This is a genomic window from Mesorhizobium sp. M0768, assembly GCF_040320195.1.
Taxonomy (GTDB): domain Bacteria; phylum Pseudomonadota; class Alphaproteobacteria; order Rhizobiales; family Rhizobiaceae; genus Mesorhizobium.
The window spans coordinates 104,492-122,248 of record NZ_JAMYPD010000016.1 but is presented as its reverse complement, the minus strand read 5'-3'; the positions used below and the strand labels follow the sequence as shown (position 1 = coordinate 122,248).

At 60.1% G+C, this 17,757-nt stretch carries 14 protein-coding genes and 4 pseudogenes; 1 reads left to right on the top strand and 17 read right to left on the bottom strand.

The window, feature by feature from the left end:
• Positions 1–139: 139 nt before the first annotated feature.
• Both NKI08_RS20600 and NKI08_RS20595 read right to left on the bottom strand, forming a co-directional pair.
• Positions 140–1,418 (bottom strand): annotated as a pseudogene (locus NKI08_RS20600) (aminotransferase class I/II-fold pyridoxal phosphate-dependent enzyme).
• Between the two features lie 361 nt (positions 1,419–1,779).
• Positions 1,780–1,974, bottom strand: a pseudogene (locus tag NKI08_RS20595) (transposase); the annotation flags it as partial.
• Between the two features lie 50 nt (positions 1,975–2,024).
• On the opposite strand from NKI08_RS20595, the pseudogene NKI08_RS34710 reads away from it, so the two are divergent.
• Positions 2,025–2,902 (top strand): annotated as a pseudogene (locus NKI08_RS34710) (IS110 family RNA-guided transposase); the annotation flags it as partial.
• A gap of 209 nt (positions 2,903–3,111) precedes the next feature.
• On the opposite strand, the gene NKI08_RS20585 reads toward NKI08_RS34710, so the two are convergent.
• From NKI08_RS20585 to nifD, 15 genes and pseudogenes are all read right to left on the bottom strand, one after another.
• Positions 3,112–4,110 carry a phosphotriesterase family protein gene (locus NKI08_RS20585; protein WP_352771794.1) on the bottom strand — a complete coding sequence of 333 codons (999 nt, stop codon included), beginning with the start codon at positions 4,108–4,110 and terminating at the stop codon, positions 3,112–3,114.
• 218 nt (positions 4,111–4,328) lie between these two features.
• A pseudogene (locus NKI08_RS20580) lies at positions 4,329–4,636 on the bottom strand (1-aminocyclopropane-1-carboxylate deaminase); the annotation flags it as partial.
• A gap of 77 nt (positions 4,637–4,713) precedes the next feature.
• Complete coding sequence (locus NKI08_RS20575; protein ID WP_352771792.1) at positions 4,714–5,037, bottom strand: exopolysaccharide production repressor protein; 324 nt, start codon at positions 5,035–5,037, stop codon at positions 4,714–4,716.
• A gap of 29 nt (positions 5,038–5,066) precedes the next feature.
• Positions 5,067–5,384 carry a ferredoxin III, nif-specific gene (fdxB, locus tag NKI08_RS20570; RefSeq protein ID WP_352771790.1) on the bottom strand — a complete coding sequence of 106 codons (318 nt, stop codon included), beginning with the start codon at positions 5,382–5,384 and terminating at the stop codon, positions 5,067–5,069.
• Complete coding sequence (locus NKI08_RS20565) at positions 5,381–5,584, bottom strand: CCE_0567 family metalloprotein (protein ID WP_352771788.1); 204 nt, start codon at positions 5,582–5,584, stop codon at positions 5,381–5,383. The genes fdxB and NKI08_RS20565 overlap by 4 nt, the downstream gene beginning before the upstream one ends.
• The gene (locus NKI08_RS20560) at positions 5,572–6,003 is read right to left on the bottom strand and encodes a DUF269 domain-containing protein (protein ID WP_352771786.1); all 432 of its coding nucleotides are present in this window, start codon (positions 6,001–6,003) and stop codon (positions 5,572–5,574) included. The genes NKI08_RS20565 and NKI08_RS20560 overlap by 13 nt, the downstream gene beginning before the upstream one ends.
• 366 nt (positions 6,004–6,369) lie before the next feature.
• Complete coding sequence (locus NKI08_RS20555) at positions 6,370–7,536, bottom strand: TlpA disulfide reductase family protein (protein ID WP_502899653.1); 1,167 nt, start codon at positions 7,534–7,536, stop codon at positions 6,370–6,372.
• 1,343 nt (positions 7,537–8,879) lie between these two features.
• Positions 8,880–9,767 carry a universal stress protein gene (locus NKI08_RS20550; protein WP_352771782.1) on the bottom strand — a complete coding sequence of 296 codons (888 nt, stop codon included), beginning with the start codon at positions 9,765–9,767 and terminating at the stop codon, positions 8,880–8,882.
• Positions 9,768–9,873: 106 nt separating this feature from the next.
• Positions 9,874–10,659 carry a response regulator transcription factor gene (locus NKI08_RS20545; RefSeq protein ID WP_352725488.1) on the bottom strand — a complete coding sequence of 262 codons (786 nt, stop codon included), beginning with the start codon at positions 10,657–10,659 and terminating at the stop codon, positions 9,874–9,876.
• A gap of 27 nt (positions 10,660–10,686) precedes the next feature.
• Positions 10,687–11,166, bottom strand: coding sequence for a NifX-associated nitrogen fixation protein (locus NKI08_RS20540; protein WP_352771781.1), 480 nt, complete (start codon positions 11,164–11,166; stop codon positions 10,687–10,689).
• A 17-nt stretch (positions 11,167–11,183) separates the two neighbouring features.
• Positions 11,184–11,681, bottom strand: coding sequence for a nitrogen fixation protein NifX (nifX, locus tag NKI08_RS20535; protein ID WP_352771779.1), 498 nt, complete (start codon positions 11,679–11,681; stop codon positions 11,184–11,186).
• Entirely contained in the window at positions 11,647–13,029 is a 1,383-nt protein-coding gene (gene nifN, locus NKI08_RS20530; RefSeq protein WP_352771777.1) for a nitrogenase iron-molybdenum cofactor biosynthesis protein NifN, read from the bottom strand. Before nifN ends, nifX begins: the two co-directional genes overlap by 35 nt.
• 9 nt (positions 13,030–13,038) lie before the next feature.
• Positions 13,039–14,529: a nitrogenase iron-molybdenum cofactor biosynthesis protein NifE gene (gene nifE / locus NKI08_RS20525; protein WP_352771775.1), complete on the bottom strand. Its 1,491-nt coding sequence runs from the start codon at positions 14,527–14,529 to the stop codon at positions 13,039–13,041.
• 57 nt (positions 14,530–14,586) lie between these two features.
• The gene (gene nifK / locus NKI08_RS20520; protein WP_352771773.1) at positions 14,587–16,128 is read right to left on the bottom strand and encodes a nitrogenase molybdenum-iron protein subunit beta; all 1,542 of its coding nucleotides are present in this window, start codon (positions 16,126–16,128) and stop codon (positions 14,587–14,589) included.
• Positions 16,129–16,253: 125 nt separating this feature from the next.
• Positions 16,254–17,756, bottom strand: coding sequence for a nitrogenase molybdenum-iron protein alpha chain (gene nifD, locus NKI08_RS20515; RefSeq protein ID WP_352771771.1), 1,503 nt, complete (start codon positions 17,754–17,756; stop codon positions 16,254–16,256).
• Between the last annotated feature and the right edge of the window lies 1 nt (position 17,757).

The window sequence follows — 17,757 nt, the reverse complement described above, 5'->3', positions numbered from 1 at the left end:
GACTTTCTTACGATGACCGTTAGTCGCTTTGACGATCACAACGCCTCGTAACGAGGTCGTCCTGGCCCTATCAACTGCTAGCAACTTGGTCGTATCTGGCAGTTCCATTAAATTCCTCTGCTGAATCGCGGCTAACACCTCAGGGGAGGTTCGGTCGCGTATGGGGCTCGCCGGTTGTGTGGGCTACCTTTTCCAAAATGCGGTCGCACAACCGCTCTATGTCTCGGACCTCATGGTCGGCTGTAATGCACACCCGGATCCCCGCCTTTCCTTGCGGAACTGTCGGGAAAAACGTCACCGAGGTATAGAAGCCGGCATCGAGAAGCTCTCTTGCGATTGCGATCGCCTTGGCCTCCGATCCGATGGCGATCATTCTGATCGGAAGCGAACTGCCTTGCTGGGCGGTTGCGACATGACGGCTCAATGCGTTGCGCCAACCGCCTCTGCCGCTGGCCAAGTTCTGCCGAGCGGTGAATCTTGCAGGAGCCAAGCGCCGCGCCAACTGCCGCCAGATTGGCGGCCGCCGAGAACGCATGGGGGACGGAGTAACGTCGAAACAGGGCATCCTGGTCGGCCGTTCCGAGCATCAACATGCCGCCCGATGCGCCGAATCCCTTGCCCAGCGAGGCTGCTATGATCGTGCGGTCACCAAGCTCTTGCGGAAACTGAGAGCGCGCAAATCCTTGGCCTTGGCGTCCGAACAGCGAAATGCCATGAGCATCGTCGATGTAAAGAAAGAGCCTATAGCGTTCCTGGAGTTGGCGCAATTCCTTGAGCGGCGAATGGCCACCCATGGAGTAAACACCATCGCATATATAGGCGACCACTGGCTCCTGGCGGCACAAGCGTTCGAGAGCCTCGATGTCGTTGTGCGCAATCGTTTCCACCCGCGTTTCATCAGCCACCACCGGCTTGTGATGGGCGAGCGAGATGTGCGCAACGCGATCGAACACGACGACCGGCTTCCTGCCGCCCGTCAATTGACCCGAAGCAAGGAGGGGCATCCCGCCCAGATTGGCGAGCATGACACTGGAAAAGGTGAGCACACGCGCGGAGAACATCTCCGACAGGGTTGCTTCAAGCTCTGCGAGAAGATCGAAATTGAGTCGCGTTCGTGCGCAGGACCAATGCAATGACTGATGCGCCTCAATCGCCTCGATCGCGCCAGCGATGATCACCGGATGATTGTCGAGACCCAGATAGGAGCATCGCACGAAATCGATTACCTGCGGTCGACTGTCAAGCGGACCGGTGCCCAAAGCAAAGGTGCGTCCCGTCGTGGAACGTCCGTAGACGGCCATGAGACCAGCTGCGTGGGCCGCATCGAAACACGTCATGCTCTTGTTGACCATATAGCCAGTGTTCCGAAAGAGTCCGGTCGGGCGAACACCATGCGAGAGAGCGACCCGCTGCTGCATCTCATTCTCCATTCTGGCCTGCCCAAAATACGCTCGCGACCGCTCAGATGAGGAGCGCGGCTTGGCGACATCGGTCCGAACCAAAGTGCCGCACGGAACTTGCGACAGTTCGATCTGCACCTTGGGTTCAGCCAACTAAACCCTTGCCACGTCGCTTGGACACCTACCAACCCAGATAGGGCTCGAGCGTTCAAGGCGAGTCCGCGATTGCTACGCCGTCCGATGGCAGTAGCCACGGAGTAGCAGCCCCAGTCGCGGCGACCGACAGTGTTTTGTGGCGGTAGCGATGTGGAGCACAACTCGCTGCTGTCGCCACGCGCACATAGAGGAGCGCTGCGAGCAGCCGCTACGCATTAATATGCGCGGTTCGCACGCATGCGTCGCCAACTTTGGAGATGCTACCATTATAGTCAGTCTCGTCCGATTGGCATTTTTTCGGCGTCAGTCCGAAGTGCGGGCCAACACGCGAGGTGCGAAAACGCTCGGGAGCGTCGACAGCCGACACGAAGGTCAACGAGATCAGGACGCCGACGCCTGGCGTGGTCATTAGCCGGCGAGCGTTCACATCGAGCATCCTCGCCTCCATCTTCTGCTGCGAAGCCCCCGCCCGACCGCAACGGGCTTTACCGGCAGATCATCGAGCTCGGTCAGCTCTGCGAGGTCGTTGCGCCCTCGCTGATCCCCAAGCGCCGGGGCGAGTGCGTCAAGACGAACCGGCGCGATGCGATCAGCTTGGCACGGTTGCTGCGGGCTGGAGAACTGAAGGGAATTTGAGTTCCAGACGCGGTGCATGAAGCGGTGCGCGACATAGTGCGGCTGCGGTCCGCGGCGAGCGAGGATCTGCGCAAGAAGCGCCAGATGCTGCTTTCGTTCCTGCCGCGCCATGGTCGGGTCTTTACCGGTTGCAAGAACTGGAGCCGGGCCCATGCCTGCTGGCTGGCGGCGCAACGGTTCGACCATCCGGCCCAGCAGCTCGTGTTCCAAGATCAGGTCAACGCGATCACCGATGCGCAGTTGGCCGAGCTGGTCCACGGCGCCGGTGGTGGCGGCCCATCGGGCGCTGGTGGTGTGTCCTTCATCGTCGCGGTCACCTTTGTCAGCGAAGCCGGTGATGTTCGTCGCTTCGACAATCCGCGCCAGTTGATGGCCTTTCTCGGTCTGGTGCCCTCGGAGGGCTCGACCGGCGACGCAGTAAAGCGCGGCGGCCTGACATTGGCCACAATCGCCGCGCCCGCCGCGTCTTGATCGAAGGCGCCTTTGCCTAGCGCTATCCGGCCAGGGTGACGGAGCCCATTCGCGTCCGGCTCGAGGTTTTCCGAAGGCCGTGCGCGAAATCGCCTGAAGGGTGCAGACCCGGCCTTTGCGCCCGCCACCGGCGCCTGGTGGCTGCCGGCAAGAACAAACCCTTCGTCGTTGCGGCGGCCGCGCGCGAGATGGCAGCGTTCCTGTGGGCCATCGGCTCCCAGATGGAACCGGTCAACTGAAATGCAGCGCGCTTCTTCACTGAAGATCAGAACCCCGGCAAGCCCAGGACAGATTACGGAAGTGCGGTAACCAACCCGCGAATAAGAGCTGATCAACCGCCGTCTCAAGGCCCATCCCGGCTCCATGCTGCCCATCAACGAAGGACAAACCTGTGGCAAAACGCATAGGGCGAAAAGTTCATCCATCATTCTTGACCACGGTCTAAGAGTTAGCACGTCGCCGTTTCGGGCAGACTCTCACCGGCAAAGAACCGTCTCGGGTTGTCCTCCAGGATCGAGACGATGTCCGCCTGAGTGACACCGCGGGCGTGCAGCATTGGGATGAAATCCGTGAACATGTAGGTATGGGCTTGGTAGAGTCCCTGCGACTTCAGGTGTTCGATCATTGTGATCTCATCGGCGGTGAGGTGGCGACTGAACTTGCCGAGCATGCCGCAGAGGCGGTCCATGCTAATCATGAGCTGCGCACGAAAGCCGTCGCGCACGAGCTTCGCCAAATTGTCGGCGCGGCAATTGTCCGGCCGATGGAACATCCCGATCTGATCGAATCCGATGTAAGAGCCAGCATCTATAATGCGGCGATGATAGGCGGGATCTAGGTTGCAGCAGCTATGGCCGATCAAGCAACGATCGGCGGCAACGCCGCCGGCCGCTAACAGCTGCTGCTGTTCAGGGCCTGCGTAGCCGTCCTTGGTGTGGGTAATTATAGGCACCCCGGTCACCTTCTGCGCGATACAAGCGGCCGCGAGGAACCTCTTCTCATGCGCGGTGACAACGGGCGCGCCCGTTGAGACCTTGATGGCGCCGGCCTTCACACCAGTGTCGGCGATGCCGTAGGTGATCTCGCGGACGTAAAGCTCGGCGATCTCATCGACGGTGCGGGCGCGCCAGTAGATCGGCAGGCCCTTTTCCTCGTGGTAAAACCCCGTGGTGCAAACTATGTGCATGCCGGATTTTTCGGAAACCTCTTTCATTATCATGACGTCACGACCGAGTTCGATCGGACAGGGGTCGACGAAGGTGCGCACACCATGCTCAGTGCGCAGTTGGATCAATTGCCGGACTGCCCTTTCGATTAATTCCGCACGGTCGAATTTCGCGAGCGGATCGAACCAGGCGCCGGGAAAGGCGATGAACAGGTGCTCGTGCATCAGTGTGCGGCCCAAGCGCTCGACCGGGATCGGCCCCGTCACCGTCTGCACCATCATGCGTCGGCACTCCAAGTGTTGTATGCTACCGTGAAGAGAGCCATGGTGGTAGCTAGGTTAGCAACCCGCTATTTCTAGTAGTGCCATAACCTGGTTTCCCTCCATAAACGGTGGGATGAACCTCGCCAAGAATACCAAGGGAATCGACGAGAGGTCTGCGTTGAGCAGTTAAGATCGAGATGCTTTTCTTTGACAAGGCGGGCATAATCTGTCGAGCGTCAGCCGTTGCGAAAGGTGTAACTGTACCCGTTGATCGCCGGCGCACCGCCGAGACGCGCATAGAGAAGCTTCGATCCCTCTGGAAAGAAGCCTTTCTGGACAAGGTCGATCATCCCTTGCATCGATTTGCCCTCATCGACGGGATCGGTAATCATACCATCAAGCCCCGCGAACTGACGGATTGCATCCTTGGTTTGCTCGGACGGAATGCCATAACACGGGTACGCGTACTCCTCGAGCAAAACCACGTCGTCTTCGACTAGTTCCATTCGAGATAGACGAGCTTGGCTGTATGTTGGGCAATGTTCTTGAACGATCAGCCCAAGGTCTGTGGTTCATCGAAAGTAGCGGGAATCTGAGCTCTGATCTTGTCTCGGCGGCGCCTCAAGGCAGCAGCAGCGACATAGCCACCATTTGATCGCGCTGGAGCAAATCTGCAGATTCATTCGTTGCCTCATCAAGATCTGGCGGCTCGGATCCAACTTCCTTGCAACTGCCGAAATGCTCAGCCCTTTGGCCAGCTTGGCTATCACAGCCAGACCGCCAGATCAGAAAGAGCACGCTTGCGAAATACGCCAGCTGAAGGAGCAGCGAACAAGCCAGCGTCGTGACGACTACTGTGCCGATGGAATGAGAAGCGAAGTAGACAGTTAGTGCGGTGCTGCACAGCACCAGCCCCAGGACGCGACAAAAGATTCTAAAGGGCAACGCCGTTCTCCAGGTTTTGTCTCCTCAGATCATGCTGCGACCTGGTCGGCCGCAATATGGGTCTGGCAGTTCTTCGGGCAGACGCGGTCGCAGGCTCCGCAGCCAATGCAGCGGCCGGCGTGGTCGACGACCATGATCATGCGATTGAGTTCGCCGTCGAAATCGTCGTCTTCGCCGTCGCAGGCGCCGAGGATTTCACCCGCATCATCGACGCCGTGAAGGTGCATGACCTCGCGCGAGCAGACCTTGAAACAGCGGCCGCAACCGATGCAGGTCGTGCCATCGATAGCGGTGAGATATTCCGGCATCCATCCGGAGCCGTCGCGGGTGGTGAAGGTGCTCGTCATCGTAACTTCTTCATTGCAGCGAGCTCTCTCTTGGCACCATCCAACTCGGCAAAAACGGCGGACGTTTCCTCAGCAACTTCCTCTATCTCCCTCCATTTTCTCGGGAGATCCTCTGCAAGGCCGCGCAATCTCATCTTGGCAACTGCCGCGCGCAGCTGAAGCTTTCGAACTTTCTTCCCCATCTCATCTAGGTTTGACATAATCGTTCCTCGAAATCGGTTTCTTCACGCCCGTGCCACGTCGGGATAGGCTTCAATGCTGCAGTCGCATCGTCGACCAAGTTCGTACCGGCCTCCGCGAGCTTCCTGTACGTCTCGAAGCCGAACCGGTGGATGTCTCGACAGAGCGACCAAGCGCCCGGCCGTGAAAAGCAATCGTCCGAAGCCCCCATGGGTTTCATCTCCATCGTTGGCGATGTCATCAGGCCGGAGCGCTCCTCGATCCTAAGCCCGACGGCCGTGTAGAACATATTGAGCGTCCACAGCACGTCCGGATCGGGATCGCCGATGATGGGGATCGCACGGCGCTGTTTTCTGGTGATGATGAAGTCGCCCAGCAGTTCGGCGTCCGATTTGCCTTCCCGTGACCCGGAGGCATGCTGAGCACGGATCAGCCGCACGAGGCATCTGACAAAAGGCTGGCAAGGGCCGCCTCGTCCTCGTTGACAGCCGGGCTGACCGCGGCATCAGGCATTTCGCCTTCTCCTCATTTCAGTCCTCTTCCTCGAAGCACGCTGCCTGTTTTCGGGGACGCCTACTTCGGGCACCCTTGCGCAGCCCCGTGGCCGACCTTGAACACCTCCTCGACTGCGAGGTGTTCCACGCGAACTCGCGTCGAACATTATTTCCGCCGCAATGCGGCCACAGGTCATGAAGATTCGAGCCTCGATCCTGCTGCAAACAATCGACCAAGGGCTGCATGGACCCTCCTTGCTGCGGCCACAGCAGGGAAATGGACGAATTGGCCAGTAATCTATTTCGACCAATCAACCCTTTTTGTTTTTTCCCCTCGGCCGACCGCGCTTTGGCACCTCCGGGAAATGGTTTTGCGGAGCCGCACAGAGTGCGCCGCAACAAACCTTCCCACCCCTGTACTTGGCGAGGGCCTGCAGCAAATCCGGCAGATGCTGCTCTTTTAATTCGGCCAGGATAGGCTCCGGACCGTCCAGCGACGTCAGTGCCAGTTCGACCAACTCGATCGCGCGATCATTGTTGCCGTTCTCGTGATAGTACCGGGCGACCGCGGGATAGGACCGGAACTTAGGGCTGTCGCCTTGCGGGGGATTCAGCGCCAGGATGTGTTCGGACAGCTCCTTGCCCATCGCGAAGCGCTCAGCAGGGGGAAGGCGCGAATGGTCATTCGCCGGATGGAAAAGTTGGTCTAGCGCCGAAACCATCCAGTCCTCAGAGTTTTTGTCGATCGCGTCGCGAACCAATTGGCTCATCACGGGCAAGCCGGTCCACATGTCTTGAATTTTGTGAAGCAACAGATGCGAATGAGCCAGACGGAAATTGAGGTCGTCCGGCATCAAGGCAATGCCCTCTTCGATCGCCCAGAGCGCCGTCTTCCAATCTTCCAACTTCACCGCCGCCCAGAACCGGTCATCGATCGGCTTCTTCAACGCTTGTTCGCGCGGCAGGGGTTCGCTTGTGGCGATCCGCTCCTGATCGGCGGCTTTTGCTTTGTTGCTGGTACGCCAGCTGCCGTTGAGCACTTTCGGCAAAACCTCATCGAGTTGGCTCGGATGACCGATAAAGGCGATGCAACCATCTCGGTCGACCACGAACGAGGTCGGAATCCCGACAGAAAAGCTGGGTTCCATCCAAAGCTTGTTCATTTCGCCTGTGTGGTCGAACGCGATCCGATAGTTCAGATGCGAGCACTTTGCGGTCAACCAACCGTTTAAGTTGGTGCGAGCCTCAACGGCCGCTGGAGCGTCTTCATTAGCCGCGACTGCGACGACCTCAAGTCCGCTGTCCCTGTATTTCTCCTGTAGCCGCATCAGATTGAGCATCTCCGCCGCACATAGTTCGCACCAAGTTGCCCAAAATTCGACGATATAGACTTTGCCGGGCTGGAAGTTCGCAAGGGGCTCGCCACGCAGCCAGTCCTCCACTTTGATCGAAGGAGCCAGTGACCCCATCCCCAACATCATTTTGCTCTCCAAAGCTGTTGCCAAAGGTTGCGTCACCTTATGCGCAAGCTTGTTCCCCCTTTGAGACGGGGCACGAGGGTTCAACGAAGGGAGAGCACCGCTCGTCTTGCGCATCTGCGTGCAGTCAGCCTTCACTCAGTGTTGCTGAATCTCAATTTGCAAAGGCCGTGCCAAAGCGCTCAGCGCGCGGTAAACGCTTGATTACACTTTAAAAAAGTTCCGGGGTGCCCAAGATAGCCGGTTGTATTGGACGCGGCATGTTTTCTGCCATTGTCAGGTCTTGAACACGCATCACCCGCTTCGCGTCGGCACAGAAGCGTGGCCACGGACGACTCGACATATATTCGGGCTGATGGACGAGCAGATGGACATCATGACTGCGTTGGCTACCGCCAGGCTCGTCATCATCGTCCGCCTCAAGCCTTGCTTGAGCTTCTTGCCGTTTCGGTCGCTCAGGTGGTAGCGGAACGCCATTGCGAGTGCAGGGGCCGCTCCATCCGAGCATCGCCTCTGCCCTACCTCTTCCGCTTTGCGATTGAATTCCTGGCTCGCAACGCCGGAGTTCTTTGACGAAGCCGGTCATGTCCGGCTGCGGGTCGCAAGTACCGTCATCGCCAGATTGAGGATGATGATCGTGGCGAAGAGGGCCAGGATGAGTGCCGGCATGTGCCGGCCCGGTGAACTCTCCCGTATTCCTGCTTTTGTCGTTCTGTGACCCTGTGCACAGGCCCTACAGGGAGAATGTGAGCGTTGTCGGAATTGACCGGCCAAAGACCACTCGGTCGACACGCGGGTTGGCCCGGACCGACTGAAAACGCTGAAGATGCGGCCGCCCTCGCCGCTGACCCGGCTACCATCCCAGGCAATGACAAGGTGATTAATGCCATCCCTCGCGCCGAGGCCGGCAAGAGCCCGACCGTCCGACTCGAAGGTCGGTTGCCTTGGCCGCTGCACGGTCATTGCGGTGTTCAGCTCCCTGGCCAGTGGTGAGGGAAATCGTGATAACGCCAATACGATGCGGCTACGGTCCGGACGCGGCCTGGCGCGCTGAACCGACTCTGTTTCTCGACCTGACGCCGAGCTGCTAAGCCGTGGTTTTGACTGCATTGAGGACTGCCCATATCTCGGCCCAGTGTTGGTCTCCGCGTTACGGATTATCTCGGGCGAGCAGAACCCCGAACGCGAGACGTCCGCGATGTTCTCAGCGACGGCGACTGCAGATTGGCTCCGAGGAGCTGCGCGAAACTGGGCGCGTTTGCCGCGACCTTTCTCCGACTTCGCATAGGGTAGGTGACCAGGGGAGTACAGCCTCGAACAGCATCGGTGCTACTTCAAACCCGTCAGCGAGCCAAAAACAGCGGCGATGGCGGCTTGCCAATTATCCATCTTGTCACGCCACCGAAGAGCCGCTCGCGCAGCCGGCGGCTGCCATAGGCACCCATGACAATCATGTTGGCAGACGTGTCGATTGCGTGCTGCGCGAGCACCGTGGCCACCGGTTTGCCGGCACTCGGCAGCAGGTCAACCGACACCCGAGCACCGTGCCGAGTGAGATAGGCAGCCATGTCGGCTCCGGGATCGGCGCCGTTTCTGTTGCACGTCGCCTCCGGATCGACTAGTGCGACACGAACTTCCTCAGCACCGGCTAGCAGATGCAGCGCTTCCCGAACCGAACGGGACGCCTCGACTCGCGAATCCCAGCCGACCAGCACCCGCCGTGGAGACAGAGTCGCCTCAGCGCCCTCCGGCACGACAAGCACCGGCTTTCCGGTGTCGAACAGGCTGCCGTTGATAACAAGGGGACCGACGTTAACGTCGTTGAGAAGTGCAGGGCCGACGATTGTCAGGTCGTTGCAGAGCGCCCGCGCTCGCACTGCGTCACCGACGCTGGCCTGATCGCAGTTGACAACATCGACATCATAGCACCGCCACGTGGCTCTCAGCAGTTTGTGAATTTCCCTGGATGTCTTTTCCAGGTTGGCCATGTCCTGTGAAAATCTCTGGATCTGCCTAAACCGTTTGTCCAGTCTGGCGATGGCCTGTGCGCGTTGTCCGGGCCACTCGGGGAGGCCATCGCCGAGCAGCGGAGACGGCATAATGAGCGGCGGAGGCGACATCACCAGTACGGAAAGATGCGCGCCGACTTCGGCACACAAGCTGGCAGCTGTTCTGACATCCTGATCGGAGTGGGCAGCTCCCGTCACACTGAGTACGCTTCTGAAAGCCATTTGACTGCTTCTTTTTGAATATGTCGTACCTGCCGGCGCGTTTCGAAGCCGCAAGACTTGCCCTCAGCACAGCGAAATGCGGAGTGGCACCACATCGGTTATCTATTCAGCCGTCCGGCCACTCGAGCGAGTAGCCGGCCGACCTGACGGTACGAATGACGCTGGAGGGGGAGGCCGCCTTCAGCGCCCTTCTGAGCCGGCTGATATGGACATCCACGGTGCGTACACCGACATGGATATTGGCCGGCCAGGCCGCGCTGATCAGCTCGTCTCTGGTGAAGACCTTGCCGGGAGTCTCAAGCAAAAGCCGCAGCAGGTTGAACTCGATCGGCCCAAGGTGGACTTCGTGGCCATTACCCCGAACGCGGTGGGCATCGAGCCTTATCTCAAGGTCGCCACAGGAGATCCAGCCGCCGTTTTCAATCCCGTTCGAACCCGGCTTTGGCAGCGCCAGCTTCATCCGTAGACAGTCAAGCAGCTTGGCCGGCGCGAAGGGCCGCACAAAGCTCTCGTCAATACCAGCCTTCAAGAGATCGAGGTGCTGGTTCTCGGCGCCGGGCGCGATCAGCGCAATTACGGGCAGGCCGCCGGTCCGGGGCTCCCCCTTGAACCGGGCGCAGATTATGGAGCCTGTCGCGCTTGTTGGCTGGCAGTCCAGCACCACGGCCTTCGGCTCCCGTTCACTGGCCAATGCAAGCGCCTCCTCCACGCTGCCGGCCAGTTGAATCGTGAAGCCATCCACCTCCAGAATGTGGCTGTGGACCAGATAGAACTCCGGATCCTGCGAACAGATCAGGACCAGTGGCTTCATCAGCGCTGCCCCAAGAACCACATCGGCCTCGATCGCCTCGGTTGAGAGGGCTGGCCATCGCATGTCCTCAAGGCCTGACACGATCCCGTTGATCGAAAATCGGTTCCATCACGCCCGCGCCACCTCGGGATGAGCCTCAATAGCTGCGGTCGCATCGCCGGCCAGTTCCGTACCGGCCGTGGCGAGTTTCCAGAACGTCTCGAAGCCGAACCGGTGGATGTCGCGCAGGGTCTTCGACAGAACGACCAACCGCCCGGCCGTGAGAAGCACGCGCCCAAAGCCCTCATGGCTTATCTCCATCATCGGCGATGCCATCAGGCCGGAACGCTCCTCGATCGCAAGCCCGACGGCGGTGTAAAACATCTCGAGCCTCCACAGCACGTCCGGATCGGGATCGCCGATGATCGGGATCGCACGACGCTGTTCCCTGGTGATGATGAAGTCGCCCAGCAGCTCGGCGTCCGATTTGCCTTCCCAAGACCCGTGGGAATCATGAGCCCGGACCAGCCGCACGAGGCATTTTGCGAACGGGGTGGCAAGGGCCGCCTCGTCTTCGGCGACAGCAGGGCTAACCACGGCGTCAGACATTTCGCCTACTCCTCATTTCAGTCCTCGTCCTCGAAGGACGGTTTGTGTACGGCGACACCTGCCTGCGCGAGCACCTTGCGCAGCCAAGGGGGAGGACACGTCCTGAGCATCAACTGCGTGCGCAACAGCACCTCTTGGATGGTTTGGGGCTGCGGCACTTTGATCGGATGAATTTTTGCCGAAACAATCTTGGCTGCCGAAGGTCCGCCGATCGCCAGACAAAACAGGAGATGACATCCCTTCAGCGCCTCCACCTTCGGGGTGATGCGGTCATCGCCCTCAGTTGGGTGCTTCCCGCTCTCGTCCGAAACGTCATCGAAGGCCACGGCCTCGACGAGCTTCCACTCCTCGCGCATCACGTCGTAGACAGCAAAGCGCCTGGCCGAACCGAAATGGGCGTTGAGGTTCTTCATATCCTGCGTGGCGATCGCCACGCGCAATGCGCCGGCTTGGCGTTCCGGCCTCGGTGCGTGAACCTCGTCAGTGACGAGCGAGAGGCGACGAACGGAGCTCATCTGGCATTTCTCGCTTACGGAGTGGATCAAGCGCCTCAGGCGTCGGCGCGTGCCGGTTGGCTTCAAAAATGTTGGCAACCTCGAAGATCAGGTCGCGGGTCCCCTGGTAGAGGATTGTAAGCTTGTGCTGGCTCCCGAGCCGGTCGAAGATCGGGAAGCCGACCCGCATGAGCGGAATGCCGAGGCGCTGCGCCGCCTGGCGGCCGTGGGAATGGGTGACGAGAAGATCAGCGCCGGCGCCAAGAGCTTCCAAATCGCCGAGATCGCCGATTTGAACCGACTGCGCCGGTACTTCCTCCAAAATTTTCGACATATCGGTCGTGGCGACCGCCGCCGCGATTTCGGAGCCCATGCCGATAAAGAAGCTCGCGAGTTGGTAGAGTTGGTCTGGCTCAGCAGCGATCGCAATTTTCTTGCCTCCAAAGTGGAAATGTCCGTCGAGCAACGCGTCCTGCAACTGCGCTCGGCGACGGCGCACCCCAGCCGGCGCCGCCGCGCCCGAAACCGCGGACAGCAGCGAGACGAACCGGTCGGCGTCCTTCAATCCAGTCAGCGACCGGAACAGCACGTAAGGCACGCCAGTCAGCCTCTGCAGCAGCTCGGCCGGGCGGCGCATATGCTCACCGATGACGATGCATTGCTCGGCCGTGCCAAGCTCGCGGATATCCTCGACGCTGGTGCCGCCATGGGTGGTCGTGACCCAGCGGTCGGGCACCGTACCGTCGAGCGACCCGGAGACGTCCGGCAGAATCACCGGCTTGACTCCAAAGCTTTCAACCATCTCACGCAAATGCTCGATATCAGCCACAGTGAGGTTCCAGCCAGGCAGGATCACGATCTTCTTCGACTGCCGCGCCTGCTCGCCGGGCCGCGTAATCCTTTCGATCATCGCGGTGACAGCCTTGGCCCAGCCCTCTTCGATCGCGCCATCGAAATCCGGTGTGTTGGCTAGCACCACCTCCGTACCCGCGAGTTCTTGCCTGCGCTTCAGCCTGATATTGGCGATATCTCCTGCGCAGTCTTCGCCCCGGGTTTCCACCAGCGCCGTCGTGCAGACCCCGATCAGCGTTGGCTTTGTGCGGGCCTTGAGATTGAGGATCGCCTCTTCCAGATGGTCTGCCCCGCCGAGGATCGTCGCCACCTCGTCCATCGCCGTCGTCTGCAAGGGGATGGCTTCCTTGAAATGCCGCACGAAGAGCACGAGGGCGAAGCTGGTGCACCCTTGGCTGCCGTGGAACAACGGCATCGCACCGTCGACGCCAAGAAAGGCCAAGGCGGCACCCAGCGGCTGCGATGACTTCAGCGGATTGACCGCCGCCGCTTTCGTCTGGGGAAGGATGCGGACCATCGGCTTTCCTCAACACTCGCCGAAATCGTCGGCCGTCGTGCCGGCGAATTCCTGGACAGCATGTAAGGTCGCGGTCTCGCTTTTCGTGCTGGGCAGTTCCTCCCTCACCGCAGGCTGGCAATCCCATGGCGCCGGTTCCCGCACCTGGCGCCAGATCGGGTTATGAATGGCGAGGTCGATCTGGCGTACGAGTTCCACCATGCCGTCATAGCCGGCGTAAGGATGTTGGCGCTCCTGGTTGATATCGAGCCAGGGTGTCTTGGCCTTCAGCGCGATGAACTGCGTGCGCCCGCCCGACAGCATGATATCGGCCTTGTGTTCCGAGAGCATGGCGTAAAGCTCGCGCGGCGCCATCTGCTCGAACATGTGGTTGTCGTCCTTGAGGATCTGCTTGATGCGCTCCTTGTCTTCGACGGTCGACTTCTTGACAGAGGTGCCGACGATCTCGATGCCGATCTCCATCAGCGCATGGACGACCGACCAGGACTTCACGCCGCCGGTGTTGAGCAGCACGCGCTTGCCTTCGAGCCTCGGCCGGTAGGCCGCGAGCTTCTTCCAAGCGATCGCCTCCTCCTCTGCAATCAATGCCTCGGTGCGGCCGAGGATCTCCGGATCGGCACCCTTCTTCACGAGCAGCTGAGAGATCTGTTGGAGCGCTTCCGAGGTGTCGGTGATGCCGTAGAAGGAGCCCTCGAAAAACGGGATGTCCCAGCGCTGCTCCATCTTGCGGGCGAGATTGATGAGCGCGGTCGAGCACACCATCATAGCCGCCCGGGCGCGGTGCGCGCAGGCAACGTCGAAGTAACGCGCGTCGCCCGGAATGCAGGCGCGCACCCGGATGCCGAGCCGATCCAGCAGCGGCTTCACCAGCCAAAATTCGCCCGAGAGGTTGAATTCGCCAAGAATATTGATGTCGTAAGGGCCGGCATCGTCGGGCTCCACCGTGCCGATGACATGATCGAGCAACGCCTCGCCGGCAAGCTTGTTGCCAAAATTCTTGGAGCCGACGAAGCCCGGCGCATTGACCGGCACCACCGGGAGGCCGAACTTTTCCGCCGCGCGCTTGCAGACGGCCTCGATATCGTCGCCGATCAGCGCCGTCACACAGGTCGCATAGACGAAGATAGCCGGCGGCCTATGCGCTTCCTTGATCTCGCGGATCGCTTTGAAAAGCTTCCGCTCGCCCTGCCCCATTACCACGTCGAGTTCGGTGAGGTCGGTCGTGAAGCTCGTGCGCCACAGCGTTGGCCCGGACGAAGCCGCACCGCGGTTGTCCCAGGAATTACCCTCGCAGGCGAGCGGCGCATGGATCAAATGCGCAACGTCGGTGATCGGCTGCAGCACGATCTTGGCGCCATCGAACGCACAGCCGCCGGCGGCTGCCCCGGGGGGCAGCGGCTTGGAACAGCCCTCCTTGCGCGCCTTGGCATCCTTGCCGCGGTTCTTCTCGCAGGCAGGCTCGTTGAAGACATCCTGGATTTTGGCACTGAGCGAGGGCATTGCGTCGGTCTCCAAAGTCCATCAAGAAGAAGACCGGCCAAAAGCCGGCCGCCACTCTTAGCGGGTGAGGTCATACGAATAGTCGGTCACGCCCGTCTCGCTTGTCTCGCGATCGAGCTTGTCGAAGATCTTGTCGAGGATCGTCGTCAGTACGCGCAACCCGCCTTGGTAGCCCATGAGCGCAAAGCGATGATGATGGTGGCGGTCGAAGATCGGAAACGTCAGCCGGATCAGCGGCGTGCCGGTGTCGCGCTCCAGATACTTGCCATAGGAGTTGCCGATCAGCAGGTCCACCGGCTCGGTGAAGAGCAGCGAGCGCATCGCCCAGAGGTCCTTGCCCGCCCAGACTTGAGCATCCTTGCCGAAGGGCGATGATGCAAGCAGTTCCTTTAACTCCGTTTCCCATGCCGAGGTGCCGTTGGTGGCGAGGCAATGGGTCGGCTCGCCGCCCGTCTCCATGATGAAGCGGGCCATGCCGTAGACAAAGTCCGGATCGCCGTAGATGGCGTATTTCTTACCGTGCAGCCAGGATTGGCTGTCCGCCATGGCGTCAACAAGTCGGCCGCGCTCCAGGCGGATTGTCTCGGGGATTTGCTTGCCGGAAATCGCGGAGACCTCCATCAGGAAGTCGTCGGTCGCCTGGACTCCGAGCGGGTAATGAAACGAGGCAGTCGCCTGCCCTACCCCCTCGCAATACTCCAGTGTTTTTCGGGTGTTGTAATGTTGTAGCGAAAGTGTCGCCTCGGCGTTGAGTGCCTTTCTCGCGTCCTCGATCTTCGTGCCGCCGTCGTACATGCGGTATTCGCCGTCCGACGGCGTGTCGAACTGGTCAGAGGCGTCTTGGATGAAGGTATAGGACACGCCTATCAGATCGAGCAGGCGCTTGAGTTCCCGGTTGTTGCCAACACAGAAGCCGTCGAAACCCGGAATGATGTTGATGGTTCCCTCGGCTTCCGTGCGCTCCTCGCCTTTCCAGAAATGCTCCAAAATGCCCTTGACCGTAACGTCATAGCCGTCGACATGGCTACCGACGAAGGCCGGCGTGTGGGCGAAGGGCACGTCGAAGTCGCGCGGAACCGAGCCTTGGTCCTTGGCGTTCTCGATGAAGCTGTGCAGGTCGTCGCCAATGACCTCCGCCATACAAGTGGTCGAGACGGCGATCATCTTCGGGTCGTAGAGTTTGTACGTGTTGGCGAGCCCGTCGACCATGTTCTTCAGGCCACCGAACACTGCCGCGTCCTCGGTCATCGAGGAGGAAACTGCCGAAGCAGGCTCCTTGAAATGGCGCGACAGGTGCGAGCGGTAATAGGCCACGCAGCCCTGGCTGCCGTGGACGAAGGACATGGTTCGCTCAAAGCCTGCGGCCGCGAACACCGCGCCGAGCGGCTGGCAGGCCTTGGCGGGGTTCACGACAAGCGCTTCGCGACCGAGGTTCTTTTCGCGGTATTCCCACGTCTTGGTGAATTCGCGTTGGTCGGTAACGATCTGGTCCGGGTGAGGACATTCGAAATTCAGCCTCTTCTCGGCGAGCATCTGCCTGTATTCCGGCTCGCGGAACAGGGGAGCGTGGTCGAGAACTTTTTCAGCCGACTGCGGCATGGGTGGTTACCTCTTTCCATCTGGCCCGCCATACGGGGCACAGGGACGTCGAAACGTTTCAGGTCTCCCGCGGATAAAGGACCGCAGGCGTTCAACGGCCTCCCGGCTTCCGGGAGGCCAGGGTTTCATTCGGCTGCGATCGCCGCCGACGGCTCGGCTTTTTTCTTCCAAGGGGCGTCGTAGAGGTTCCAGACCGGGTTGTTGATGGCCAGATCCATGTCGCGGGCGAAGATGGCGAAGCCATCGTAGCCGTGATACGGGCCGGAATAATCCCAGGAATGCATTTGACGGAACGGTATGCCCATCTTCTGGACCGGGTACTTTTCTTTGATGCCGGAACCAACGAGATCAGGACGGATCCCCTCGATGAACTTCTCCAGCTCGTAACCAGTCACGTCGTCATAGATCAGCGTGCCCTTCTTCACGTAATGGCCGGTACGCTGATAGTCGTCGTTATGGCCAAATTCATAGCCAGTGCCGACGATCACCATGCCCAGATCCTCATATGCCGTGACGACGTGACGTGGGCGCAGCCCGCCGACATAGAGCATCACCGTCCTGCCTTCGAGGCGCGGCCGGTACTTGGCAATGACGGCATCGACCAACGGCCGGTATTTGGCGATGACCGCCTCGGCCTTGGCCTCGATTTCCGGCCCGAAATGCTTGGCTATCTTGCGCAGAGAGGCTTCGGTTTGGGAGGGGCCGAAGAAATTATACTCCATCCAGTCGATGCCATACTTTTCCTCCATGTGCCGGCAGATGTAGTTCATCGACCTGTAGCAATGGATGAGATTGAGCTTGGCCTTCGGCGCGCGCTCTATTTCGGCCAGCGTTGCGTCGCCCGACCAGTTGCCGACCACGCGCAGGCCCATCTCCTCGAGCAGGATGCGCGAAGCCCAGGCGTCGCCGCCGATATTATAGTCGCCGATCACATTGACATCGTACGGGCCGGTCTCGAACTCGACCTCCTTCTTCTCGAAAACCCAGTCGCGGATCGCATCGTTGGCGATGTGGTGGCCGAGTGATTGCGAGACGCCGCGAAAGCCCTCGCAGCGCACCGGCACGATCGTCTTTTCGTGCTCCTTGGCCTTGTTGCGGGACACCGCTTCTGTGTCGTCGCCAATCAGGCCGATCGGACATTCGGATTGCACGCTCATGCCCTTGTTCAGCGGAAACAGTTCCTCGATCTCGTCGATGATCCGTTCCAGCTTCTTGTCGCCGCCGAAAACAATGTCCTTCTCCTGGAAATCGGAGGTGAACTGCATCGTCACGAACGTGTCGATGCCGGTCGTGCCGACGTAGTAGTTGCGGCGTTGCGACCAGGAATATTGCCCGCAGCCGACCGGGCCGTGCGAGATATGGACCATATCCTTGACCGGACCCCACACCACGCCTTTCGAGCCGGCATAGGCGCAGCCGCGAATCGTCATCACCCCGGGGATGGACTTGATGTTCGATTTGACCTCGCATTCGGAAAGGACTTCGTTTTCCTCGCCAGCCTCGTCGCCGCTCTTTGCGACGCTGAGGTGCTTCTTGCGGCGCTTCGCCGCCTTGTCAGGATATTGCGACAGCACCTCCTCGATAAGCTTCGCATGGAGGGCGCCGTCATTCTCGTATTCCAGGCTCATG

Bases quoted from the DNA above. Each gene is read 5' to 3' on its own strand.
- NKI08_RS20585 (WP_352771794.1), bottom strand. From the start codon at position 4,110: ATGATGGTGCAGACGGTGACGGGGCCGATCCCGGTCGAGCGCTTGGGC.
- fdxB (WP_352771790.1), bottom strand. From the start codon at position 5,384: ATGACGAGCACCTTCACCACCCGCGACGGCTCCGGATGGATGCCGGAA.
- NKI08_RS20565 (WP_352771788.1), bottom strand. From the start codon at position 5,584: ATGTCAAACCTAGATGAGATGGGGAAGAAAGTTCGAAAGCTTCAGCTG.
- NKI08_RS20555 (WP_502899653.1), bottom strand. From the start codon at position 7,536: ATGTTGGGGATGGGGTCACTGGCTCCTTCGATCAAAGTGGAGGACTGG.
- NKI08_RS20550 (WP_352771782.1), bottom strand. From the start codon at position 9,767: ATGGCTTTCAGAAGCGTACTCAGTGTGACGGGAGCTGCCCACTCCGAT.
- NKI08_RS20540 (WP_352771781.1), bottom strand. From the start codon at position 11,166: ATGTCTGACGCCGTGGTTAGCCCTGCTGTCGCCGAAGACGAGGCGGCC.
- nifX (WP_352771779.1), bottom strand. From the start codon at position 11,681: ATGAGCTCCGTTCGTCGCCTCTCGCTCGTCACTGACGAGGTTCACGCA.
- nifN (WP_352771777.1), bottom strand. From the start codon at position 13,029: ATGGTCCGCATCCTTCCCCAGACGAAAGCGGCGGCGGTCAATCCGCTG.
- nifE (WP_352771775.1), bottom strand. From the start codon at position 14,529: ATGCCCTCGCTCAGTGCCAAAATCCAGGATGTCTTCAACGAGCCTGCC.
- nifK (WP_352771773.1), bottom strand. From the start codon at position 16,128: ATGCCGCAGTCGGCTGAAAAAGTTCTCGACCACGCTCCCCTGTTCCGC.
- nifD (WP_352771771.1), bottom strand. From the start codon at position 17,756: ATGAGCCTGGAATACGAGAATGACGGCGCCCTCCATGCGAAGCTTATC.